This window comes from Pseudomonas sp. DrBHI1 (genome assembly GCF_002205115.1).
Taxonomy (GTDB): Bacteria; Pseudomonadota; Gammaproteobacteria; order Pseudomonadales; family Pseudomonadaceae; genus Aquipseudomonas; species Aquipseudomonas mosselii.
On sequence record NZ_NIBE01000143.1, the window covers coordinates 196797 to 207909 of the forward strand.

Sequence of the window (11113 nt, forward strand, 5' to 3'; positions counted from 1 at the left end):
TGGCTGGCGATTCTCTCGGTCGCCGTGGGCGCCTTCGCCCTGGTGACCAGCGAGTTCCTGCCGGTGGGCGTGCTCAACGATGTCGCCTCTGATCTTGGCATCAGCGCCGGCCAGGCCGGCCTGATGGTGACCCTGCCCGGCATCATGGCGGCCCTGGCCGCGCCCTTGCTGTCGGTGGGCATCGGCGCCCTCGACCGACGCTACCTGCTGATCGCCCTGACCCTGATCATGATCGTCGCCAACGCGGTGGTGGCCTACGCCACCGACTTCGGCCTGCTGCTGTTCGGCCGGGTGCTGCTAGGCATCAGCATCGGTGGTTTCTGGGCGACCGCGATCGCCCTGAGCGGCCGCCTGGCGCCCAAGGGCGTGGGCGTGGCCCAGGCCACCTCGATCATCATGGTCGGCGTGACGTTGGCCACCGTGCTCGGCGTGCCCGTGGGCACCTGGTTGAGCGGGCTAATGGGCTGGCGCATGACCTTCCTGGTCACCGCACTGGTGGGCGTGCCGGTGCTGCTGGCGCAGGTCCTGCTGCTGCCGCGACTCAACCCGGAGAAGGCCATCCGCATCAGCGACCTGCCGGCGCTGTTTATCAATCCGCAGGCGCGGGTCGGCCTGATCGCGGTGTTGCTGATCGGCCTGGCGCACTTTGCCGCCTACACCTACGTCGCGCCGTTCTTCAAGCACAACGCGGGCTTCGACGGGCCGATGATCGGCTCGCTGTTGCTGCTCTACGGCGTGGCCGGGGTGCTGGGCAATGTCTTCGCCGGTTTCGCCGCCAACCAGAGCGTGCGCTACACCCTGATGCTGGTTGCCTTGATGATCGGCGTCGGCACCGCGCTGTTCCCCTACTTCGCCACCAGCCTCACCGGCGCGGCGATGCTGATCGCGCTCTGGGGCTTCGCCTTCGGCGCCTTCCCCGCCTGCGCCAGCATCTGGATGTTCGTCGTGGCACCCAAGGATGTGGAACGCGGCATGCCGCTGTTCGTCGCCATGTTCCAGGTGATCATCGCCCTGGGCTCGTTCTTCGGTGGGCGGATCGTCGACCAGATGGGCAGCGCGGTGCTGTTCAGCCTGGCCACGGCGCTGGTGGGCTGCGGCTTTGTCACGGTGCTGGTGCTGGGACGCAGCGTCAGCAATCGCCTGGCGGCCCAACCTTCCTGAAATACCGATGTCGCGTGGGAGCGGGCCGGCGGTGTCCGCCCCACGTTTTATCAACTCTTTACACCGACGAGCCGCGAACCGGCAGCAACTTGATACGCAACTCAATTTCCTTGGCCGCATCTGCGGCGTATCGACCTGTTGCCGACGAAGATTTCCCTGCCCGCTTGCGCAGGTGTTGCCCAGCGCTTTCTGCTGGGCTAGCCTTTACACCCAACTCCCCCTGCGAGGTGTTCGTCCAATGCGCCATTGATGCCGCCGTCTACCTGACGGCCAGTCTTCAGCCTCCGGCCCGTACCGGAGATGTCGCGGCATGAGTGGAGTTGTGCATGACGAGCTCGTCGATCCTGACGCTGGACAGCGTCACCCTGGTCCTGCCCGATGGCAGACCGCTTTTCACCGACCTCAACGAATCCTTCGACCTGCGCCACACCGGGCTGGTCGGGCGCAACGGCGTGGGCAAGAGCCTGCTCGGGCAACTGCTGGCCGGCCTGCGCGAGCCCAGTGAGGGATACTGCCTGCGCCTTGGCCGAGTCCATCATCTCGACCAGCAGGTGATCGCCAATAGCACCACCGTCGCTGACCTGGCCCAGGTGGGTAGTACGCTGCGCGCCCTCGAGCGGATCGAACGTGGCAGCCTCGACCCGGAGGACTTCGACGCGGTCGGCGAGCGCTGGGATATTCGGCCGCGATTACAGGCGCAACTGCAACGCCATGGCCTGGGCCATCTCGACCCATACTACCCGGTAGAGCACCTGAGCGGCGGCCAGGCCATGCGCGTCGCGCTGCTCGGTGCCTGGCTGAGCGAGGCCGACTACCTGATCCTTGACGAGCCGAGCAACCACCTGGACAGCAGCGCCAGGACCCTGCTGCTGGACATGCTCCAGGGCTGGGACAAGGGCCTGCTGGTGATCAGCCACGACCGGGCGCTGCTCGGGCACATGGCACGTATCGTCGAACTGTCGCCCCTTGGCTTGCGCGCCTATGGCGGCGATTTCGGCTTCTACCGTCAGCAAAGCACCGCACAGGCCGAACGGGCCGCGCAGGCACTGCTGCGCCTCAAGCAGCAGCGCCAACGCCAGGTTCAGACATTGCAACGTCAGCGTGAGAACTTCGAGCGTCACCAGGCCTGCGCCGGGCGCCGGGCCAGGCAAGCGAACCAGGCGCAGATTCTGCTCGACCGCCAGCAGCAGCGCAGCCAGGCCACCGCCGGGCGCCAGCGCCGCGAACTGCGGGATGCCAAGGCGGCCCTGGACGAACAGGTACGCCAGGCGGCGCGTCAGGTCGAACGCGAGGTGCCGATCGTGCTGCACGCCCCCACGCCGCAACGACATGCCGGACGCGAGGTGCTGGCGCTGGAAAGGTTGTACCTGCCACGGGGCACGACCACGGCGCTGGACCTGCGCCTGTGCCTGGGCCAGCGGCTGGGGGTGGTGGGCGACAACGGCAGCGGCAAGTCCACCCTGTTGCGGGTGCTGGCCGGTGAACTGCCGCCGCGCGCGGGCAGCCTGCGGTTGACCGGCGAAGTCGCCCTGCTCGACCAGCATGGCAGTTGCCTGGGGCCACGGCAGAGCGCCCTGGAACATCTGCGCGCCGCCAATCCACGCCTGCCGAGCGACGAACTGCGTCGTCGGCTGGCGCAGCTGGGCATCGACGCGGCACGCATCACCCTGCCCGGCGCCCTGCTCAGTGGTGGCGAACGGCTCAAGGTCGCGTTGGCTGCCGTGCTGTACCGGGAACGGCCATTGGACCTGCTACTGCTCGACGAGCCGAACAACCACCTCGACCTGCCGTCACTCGAGGCGCTGGAGCACTTGTTGCACCAGTTCAAGGGGGCGTTGCTGGTGGTCTCGCATGACCAAGTGTTTCTTCAGTCCCTGGTACTGGAAGGCTGCCTGCATTTAAGTCCAGATAGTTTGTCGCCCACCACGCCCTGATGCTCGCCCGGCAGATTGTGTGACTGGCCGTTCCCGATCCGCGCCGGATGTATTATGGTGGCGGGGTGCGCATATAAAAGCAGCCCGCCGTGTTCGGGCCAGAGCAATGAGGGTGTCATGAGTAACGAAAGCATTAACTGGGACAAGCTGGGTTTCGACTACATCAAGACCGACAAACGTTACCTGTCCGTATGGCGTAACGGCGAGTGGGACAAGGGCACCCTGACCGAAGACAACGTGCTGCATATCAGTGAAGGCTCCACCGCCCTGCACTATGGCCAGCAGTGCTTCGAAGGCCTGAAGGCCTACCGCTGCAAGGACGGTTCGATCAACCTGTTCCGCCCCGACCAGAACGCCGCGCGCATGCAGCGCAGCTGCGACCGCCTGCTTATGCCACGGGTCTCGACCGAACAGTTCATCGAAGCCTGCAAGCAAGTGGTCAAGGCCAACGAAAAATTCGTTCCGCCGCACGGCAAGGGTGCACTGTACCTGCGTCCGTTCGTGATCGGCACCGGTGACAACATCGGCGTGCGCACCGCCCCCGAGTTCATCTTCTCGGTCTTCGCCATCCCGGTTGGCTCCTACTTCAAAGGCGGCATGACCCCGCACAAGTTCCTGATCTCCGACTACGACCGTGCAGCCCCGCAAGGCACCGGCGCAGCCAAGGTCGGCGGCAACTACGCGGCCAGCCTGCAACCAGGCTACGAGGCCAAGAAAGCCGGCTTCGCCGACTGCATCTACCTCGATCCGTTGACCCACAAGAAGATCGAGGAAGTCGGCTCGGCCAACTTCTTCGGTATCACCGCCAACAACGAATTCGTCACGCCGAAATCGATCTCGGTATTGCCGGGCATCACCCGCCTGTCGCTGATGGAACTGGCCGAATCGCGCCTGGGCCTGAAAGTGATCGAAGGCGACGTGGAAATCGACAAGCTCGACCGCTTCGTCGAAGCCGGCGCCTGTGGCACTGCCGCGGTGATCACGCCGATCGGCGGCATCCAGTACAACGGCAAGCTGCACGTGTTCCACAGTGAAACCGAAGTCGGCCCGGTCACCCAGAAGCTCTACGCCGAGCTGACCGGCATCCAGAGCGGTGACGTCGAAGCCCCGGCGGGCTGGATCGTCAAGGTCGCCTGAGGCTTCAGCCTGCAGTGAAAACGGGGCATGCCAGCAATGGCATGCCCCGTTTTTCTTGGCTTTCACGGCCCTGGGCAGCCAGATGAATTTTTCTTAAATCGCCGGTTGTCTATTCTTTGGCACAATCAGGTCTCCACTCGCCGCCCAGGAACCAGCATGCCTCGCGTACTGACCATCGAAGACGACGCCGTCACCGCCCAGGAAATCGTCGCCGAACTGTCCAGCCACGGCCTGGAAGTCGACTGGGCCGACAATGGCCGCGAAGGTCTGGCCAAGGCCATCGCCGGCGGCTACGACCTGATCACCCTCGACCGCATGCTGCCCGAGGTCGATGGCCTGACCATCGTCACCACCCTGCGCAACCTGAAGATCGCCACGCCGATCCTGATGATCAGCGCCCTGTCGGACGTCGACGAACGCGTGCGCGGTCTGCGCGCCGGCGGCGACGACTACCTGACCAAGCCGTTCGCCTCCGACGAGATGGCCGCCCGGGTCGAGGTGCTGCTGCGCCGTAACAGCGTGCCGATGACCCAGACCCGCCTGCAGGTCGCCGACCTCGAGCTGGACCTGATCAGCCACGAGGCGCGCCGCGGCGAACAGGCGCTGAACCTGCTGCCCACCGAATACAAGCTGCTCGAGTACCTGATGCGCCACTCCGGCCAGGTGATCACCCGGATGATGATCTTCGAGGAGGTCTGGGGTTACCACTTCGACCCCGGCACCAACCTGATCGACGTGCACATCGGCCGCTTGCGCAAGAAGATCGACTCGCCCGGCCAGAGCCCGCTGATCCGTACCGTGCGGGGCTCCGGCTATGCCATTGCCGAACCCGTCTAAGGGCTGGAGCTCCTCCACCAGCCGCCTGCTGGCGCTGTACAGCTTCCTGTTCGTGGCCTGGAGCAGCATCCTCATGGGGGTGCTGTACTTCGAGGTCACCAGCTACCTGAACAAGCTCACCCGCCACTCCATGCTGCAGCGCCAGCACCTGTTCGCCCACATGAGCGGCAAGCAGCTGGACGACGCGCTGATCGCAAGCCAGGCCTTCGAGGAGCGCAGCTTCGACGCCTACGGCCTCTTCGACCCCCAGCTGAACCCGATTGGCGGACGCATCCGCACCATCCCGCCGGAGCTGGGCCTGGACGGCACGGTGCATGAGCTCAAGCGCTGCCTGGACGCCGACGATCCGCACCTGCCCCGCGATAGCTGCGATGCCGTGGCGATCAAGGTCCAGGACGGCCGCTGGCTGGTGCTGGTGCGCGACAACGGCTCGCTGTTCGTGGTCACCCGGATCATTCTCGACGCGCTGCTTTGGGGCATTTCCCTGACCCTGATTCCAGGCTTTGCCGGCTGGTACCTGCTGCGCCGCCGACCGCTCAAACGCATCCGGGCGATCCAGGCCCAAGCCGAACTTATCGTCGCCGGCGACCTGACCCACCGCCTGCCGGTGTCGGTGCGCCGCGATGAACTGGACATGCTGGCCGCCATCGTCAACGCGATGCTCGACCGCATCGAAAGGCTGATGCATGAGGTCAAGGGGGTCTGTGACAACATCGCCCACGACCTGCGCACGCCCCTGACCCGCCTGCGCGCGCAGCTCTATCGCATTCGCCAGCAGAGCGGCGCCGATTCTGCCGAAGGCGCGGCGCTGGACCAGGCGATCGGCGAGACCGACACGCTGATGGCTCGCTTCCGAGGCCTGCTGCGTATCAGCGAACTGGAAGACCGCCAACGTCGAGCCGGCTTCGTGCAACTCGACCCACAAGGCTTGCTGGTTGAACTGCACGACTTCTACCTGCCACTGGCCGAGGATGGCGGCATCCATCTGCAACTGAGCCAGCCCGCGCAACTGGCGGCCCTGCATGGCGATCGAGAATTGCTGTTCGAGGCCCTGGCCAACCTGGTGGGCAATGCGATCAAGTTCACCCCGCAAGGCGGCCAGGTGCGCATGGTCGCCAGCGAGGACGATCAAGGCGTGCACATTGCAGTCGAGGACAGCGGGCCGGGGATTCCAGCGGATGAGCGAGAGGCGGTGTTGAAGCGTTTCTACCGCAGCGAGGAAGGCCATCGCCACCCGGGGTTCGGGCTTGGGCTGTCGATCGTCGCGGCGATCGTCGACCTGCATGGGTTCGGCCTGGAGGTGGGGGCCAGTGAGCTGGGTGGGGCGAGATTGGTTCTGCACTGCACCAGCGCGGCCTGAAAAGCATCGCGGGGCAAGTCGTATCGGCGCTGCGCCGATGCGACTTGCCCCGCGACAGGGCTTGAGCCGATCAGTCAGCCAGGCGCCAGGTGGTGGTGCCCTTGCTGTCTTCCAGTACCACGCCCATGGCGGTCAGCTGGTCGCGGATGCGGTCGGACTCGGCCCAGTTCTTGTCGGTGCGCGCCTGCAGACGCGCCTGGATCAGCGCCTCCACTTCGGCAGCATCGACCTTGCCCTCGGCACCGGCACGCAGGAAGTCATCGGCCTCCAGCTGCAGCACGCCCAGCACATCCCCCAGCTCGCGCAGACGACCCGCCAGGCCAGCGGCGGCCTCAGGGTCGCTGTCGCGCAGTCGGTTGATCTCGCGCACCAGGTCGAACAGCACGGCGCAGGCTTCCGGCGTGCCGAAGTCGTCGTTCATCGCCACGGTGAAGCGCTCGACGAACGCCTCGCCGCCCTTGGCCTCGACCCGCGGCAGGCCGCGCAGCGCGTGGTAGAAGCGCTCGAGCGCGCCCTTGGCATCGCGCAGGCTGTCCTCGGAGTAGTTGATCGCGCTGCGGTAGTGGCTGGCCACCAGCAGGTAGCGCACCACTTCCGGGTGGTACTTGTCGAGCACGTCGCGGATGGTGAAGAAGTTGTTCAACGACTTGGACATCTTCTCGCCATTGATGCGGATCATGCCGCAGTGCATCCAGGCGTTGGCATACTGCTTGCCGGTAGCCGCCTCGCTCTGGGCGATCTCGTTCTCGTGGTGCGGGAACTCCAGGTCGCTGCCGCCGCCGTGGATGTCGAAGCTCTCGCCCAGGCAGCAAGTAGACATCACCGAGCACTCGATGTGCCAGCCCGGACGGCCCGGGCCCCACGGCGACTCCCAGCTCGGCTCGCCGGGCTTGACGCCCTTCCACAGGACGAAGTCCAGCGGATCCTGCTTGGCCTCGTCGACCTCGATGCGGGCACCGATGCGCAGGTCTTCGATCTTCTTGCGCGACAGCTTGCCGTAGCCGACGAACTTACCGACGCGGTAGTACACGTCGCCGTTGCCCGGCGCGTAGGCATAGCCCTTGTCGATCAGGGTCTGGATCATCGCGTGCATGCCGGGGATATGGTCGGTGGCACGGGGTTCCAGGTCCGGCGGCAGGATGCTCAGGCGGCGCTCGTCCTCGTGCATCGCGTCGATCATGCGGGCCGTCAGCGCGTCGAACGACTCGCCGTTCTCGTTGGCCCGGTTGATGATCTTGTCGTCGATGTCGGTGATGTTGCGCACATAGGTCAGCTCATAGCCGCTCTTGCGCAGCCAGCGGGTGACCAGGTCGAAGGCCACCATGCTGCGGCCGTGGCCCAGGTGGCAGTAGTCGTACACGGTCATGCCGCACACGTACATGCGCACCTTGTTGCCGTCCAGCGGCTTGAAAACTTCCTTGGTCTTGCTCAGCGTGTTGTAGATGGTAAGCACGAAGGTTCCTCAGCTGCCCCACGAATCGCGCAGGGTCACGGTCCGGTTGAATACCGGGCGACCCGGCTGGGAGTCTTTCAGGTCGGCGCAGAAGTAGCCTTCGCGCTCGAACTGGAAGCGGTCTTCTGGCTGGGCCTGGCCCAGGGAAGGTTCCGCGCGACAACCGCTGAGTACCTGCAGCGAATCGGGGTTGATGTTGTCGAGGAAGCTGCCGCCGTCTTCGGTCTTCTCCGGGTTGGCGGAGCGGAACAGGCGGTCGTACAGACGCACTTCGCACTCGACGCTGCCTTGCGCCGGCACCCAGTGGATCACGCCCTTGACCTTGCGGCCCTCGGGGTTCTTGCCCAGGGTGTCCGGATCGTACGAGCAGCGCAGCTCGACGATGTTGCCGTCGGCATCCTTGATCGCCTCGTCGGCGCGGATCACGTAGCTGCCACGCAGGCGCACTTCACCGGCCGGCTCCAGGCGCTTGTAGCCCTTGGGCGGCGCTTCCATGAAGTCGTCGCGGTCGATGTACAGCTCGCGGGCGAACGGCAGCACGCGCACACCCATGTCTTCCTTCGGATGGCGCGGCAGTTCGAGTTGCTCGACCTGGTCCTCGGGATAGTTGGTGATCACCACCTTCAGCGGGCGCAGCACGCACATGGCGCGTGGCGCGGTACGGTCGAGGTCGTCGCGGATGCTGAATTCGAGCATCGCCATGTCGACCACGCCGTCGGAACGGTTGGTGCCGATCATCTCGCAGAAGTTGCGGATCGAGGCCGGGGTGTAGCCACGGCGGCGGTAGCCCGACAGGGTCGACATGCGCGGATCGTCCCAGGCCTCGACATGACCTTCGTCCACCAGCTGCTTGAGCTTGCGCTTGGAGGTGATGGTGTAGTTCAGGTTCAGGCGGCTGAACTCGTACTGGCGCGGGTGCGCCGGCACCGGCAGCTTGTCCAGGAACCAGTCGTACAGCGGACGGTGGCTTTCGAACTCCAGGGTGCAGATCGAGTGGGTGATGCCTTCGATGGCGTCCGACTGACCGTGGGTGAAGTCGTAGTTGGGGTAGATGCACCACTTGTCACCGGTCTGGTGATGGTGGGCATGGCGAATGCGGTACAGGATCGGGTCGCGCAGGTTCATGTTCGGCGAAGCCATGTCGATCTTGGCGCGCAACACGCGCTCGCCGTCCTTGAACTCGCCGGCCTTCATGCGCGCGAACAGGTCCAGGTTCTCCTCGACGCTGCGCTCGCGGAACGGGCTGTTCTTGCCCGCCTCGGTCAGGCTGCCACGGTATTCCTTGGCCTGCTCGGGGGTCAGGTCGCAGACATAGGCGTTGCCGGACTTGATCAGCTCCACCGCCCAGGCATGCAGCTGATCGAAGTAGTCCGAGGCATAGCGCACCGGGCCCGCCCACTCGAAGCCCAGCCACTTGACGTCACGCTGGATGGAGTCGATGTACTCCTGGTCTTCCTTGGCCGGGTTGGTGTCGTCGAAACGCAGGTGGCAGACGCCGCCGAACTCCTTGGCCAGGCCGAAGTTGACGCAGATCGACTTGGCGTGGCCGATGTGCAGGTAACCGTTGGGCTCCGGCGGGAAACGGGTGACGATGCTCTGGTGCTTGCCCGAGTCCAGGTCGGCCTGGACGATCGGCCGCAGGAAGTTCACAGGGACGGCGGGTGCGCCTTTGGCAGCGGCGTTTGGCGCGTTGTCGGCAGTGGGCTTGCTCATAGTGTCCTTGAATGCAGGTAGCCGGCCCGGGTAGGCCGATTGAATCAAAGGGCCTATCATAGCCGAAGCAGTCAAGCTGCTGACAGCCGGAGCACCGACAAAGTGGCGCGTTTTGTCGCCGCAGCGGTCTACAATCCGGCAGAATGTCGACCCAGTGGCGTGTGCCGCGGCTGCCTGATCCTGCGTCAGGTTATCCGAGCGCACCGCGCACCCTATTTCCCGAATGCCTTGAAAGAGCGAGTTTCAGCATGTCCAAAGTCAAACTGAGCACCAACCACGGCGATATCATCCTGCAATTGAATGCCGAAAAAGCCCCGCTGACCACTGAGAACTTCGTTCAATACGTCAAGGATGGCCACTACAATGGCACCGTGTTCCACCGCGTGATCAAGGGCTTCATGATCCAGGGTGGCGGCTTCGAGCCAGGCATGAGCCAGAAGAAGACCCGCGCCAGCATCCAGAACGAAGCCGACAATGGCCTGAAGAACGCCAAGTACAGCATCGCCATGGCCCGTACCATGGAGCCGCACTCGGCCTCCGCGCAGTTCTTCATCAACGCCTCCGACAACGACTTCCTCAACCACAGCGGCAAGAACGTTCAGGGCTGGGGCTACGCCGTGTTCGGTGAAGTGATCGAAGGCAAGGAAATCGTCGACGCCATCGAGAAAGTCGCCACCGGTTCCAAGGCCGGCCACCAGGACGTGCCGAAAGACGACGTGATCATCGAGAAAGCCGAGATCATTGAGTGATCCTGCTGATCTCCGATCTGCACCTGCAAGAAGAACGCCCGGACATCACCCGGGCGTTTCTTGATCTGCTCGACGGCCGCGCCCGTCACGCCACGGCGCTGTACATCCTCGGCGACTTCTTCGAGGCCTGGATCGGCGACGATGCGATGACACCGTTCCAGCAGTCGATCTGCCAGGCCCTGCGCCGGCTGAGCGACAGCGGCACGGCGATCTACCTGATGCACGGCAACCGCGACTTCCTCATCGGCCAGGCGTTCTGCGACGCAGCCGGCTGCACCCTGCTGGCCGACCCCAGCGTGGTCGAGCTGGGTGGCGAGGCGGTGCTGCTGATGCACGGCGATACCCTGTGCACCCGCGACGTGGCCTACATGAAGCTGCGCCGTTACCTGCGCAACCCGCTGACCCTGTGGATCCTTCGGCACCTGCCGCTGGGCACGCGGCACAAGCTGGCGCGCAAGCTGCGCAGCGAAAGCAGTACCCAGGTGCGCATGAAGAGCACCGAGATCGTCGACGTCACTCCCGAGGAAGTGCCCAAGGTGATGGCCGCCCACGGCGTGCGCACCCTGGTCCACGGCCACACCCACCGGCCTGCGCTGCACAAGCTGGTGGTCGATGGCCAGCCGGCGCGGCGTATCGTGCTGGGGGACTGGGACCGCCGGGGCTGGGCGTTGCAGGTGGACGAACAGGGCTTCCAGCTGGCGCCGTTCGAGTTTTCCTGAGCGACCGCCCATGCGCGCTCCCTGTAGGAGCGGCCTTGCCGAGGCGTCGG

General features: G+C 65.0%; 9 protein-coding genes. 7 read left to right on the forward strand and 2 right to left on the reverse strand.

Annotated elements, in window-relative coordinates; translation table 11 throughout:
- The 5 genes from CC207_RS26380 to CC207_RS26400 all read left to right on the forward strand — a co-directional run.
- Window positions 1–1161: MFS transporter (locus CC207_RS26380; protein ID WP_088853071.1), on the forward strand; the 1161-nt coding region annotated here is incomplete at its 5' end.
- Window positions 1162–1487: 326 nt separating this feature from the next.
- Window positions 1488–3095 carry an ATP-binding cassette domain-containing protein gene (locus tag CC207_RS26385; RefSeq protein ID WP_088853072.1) on the forward strand — a complete coding sequence of 536 codons (1608 nt, stop codon included), beginning with the start codon at window positions 1488–1490 and terminating at the stop codon, window positions 3093–3095.
- Between the two features lie 117 nt (window positions 3096–3212).
- Window positions 3213–4232: a branched-chain amino acid aminotransferase gene (locus CC207_RS26390; protein ID WP_028690746.1), complete on the forward strand. Its 1020-nt coding sequence runs from the start codon at window positions 3213–3215 to the stop codon at window positions 4230–4232.
- Between the two features lie 156 nt (window positions 4233–4388).
- Entirely contained in the window at window positions 4389–5069 is a 681-nt protein-coding gene (locus CC207_RS26395; RefSeq protein ID WP_028690745.1) for a response regulator transcription factor, read from the forward strand.
- Window positions 5047–6429, forward strand: a complete 1383-nt coding sequence (locus tag CC207_RS26400; protein WP_028690744.1) for a HAMP domain-containing sensor histidine kinase — start codon at window positions 5047–5049, stop codon at window positions 6427–6429. Before CC207_RS26395 ends, CC207_RS26400 begins: the two co-directional genes overlap by 23 nt.
- A 70-nt stretch (window positions 6430–6499) precedes the next feature.
- On the opposite strand, the gene cysS is transcribed toward CC207_RS26400, so the two are convergent.
- The gene (gene cysS, locus CC207_RS26405) at window positions 6500–7882 is read right to left on the reverse strand and encodes a cysteine--tRNA ligase (protein ID WP_028690743.1); all 1383 of its coding nucleotides are present in this window, start codon (window positions 7880–7882) and stop codon (window positions 6500–6502) included.
- Between the two features lie 9 nt (window positions 7883–7891).
- A complete protein-coding gene (locus CC207_RS26410) occupies window positions 7892–9595 on the reverse strand; it encodes a glutamine--tRNA ligase/YqeY domain fusion protein (protein WP_069017615.1) in 1704 nt (567 codons plus the stop codon).
- Window positions 9596–9843: 248 nt separating this feature from the next.
- Between CC207_RS26410 and CC207_RS26415 the strand changes: the two genes are divergently transcribed.
- Together CC207_RS26415 and CC207_RS26420 are read left to right on the forward strand one after the other, a co-directional pair.
- Window positions 9844–10344 carry a peptidylprolyl isomerase gene (locus CC207_RS26415; protein WP_028690741.1) on the forward strand — a complete coding sequence of 167 codons (501 nt, stop codon included), beginning with the start codon at window positions 9844–9846 and terminating at the stop codon, window positions 10342–10344.
- Window positions 10341–11063: a UDP-2,3-diacylglucosamine diphosphatase gene (locus tag CC207_RS26420; RefSeq protein ID WP_088853073.1), complete on the forward strand. Its 723-nt coding sequence runs from the start codon at window positions 10341–10343 to the stop codon at window positions 11061–11063. Before CC207_RS26415 ends, CC207_RS26420 begins: the two co-directional genes overlap by 4 nt.
- Window positions 11064–11113: the final 50 nt, after the last annotated feature.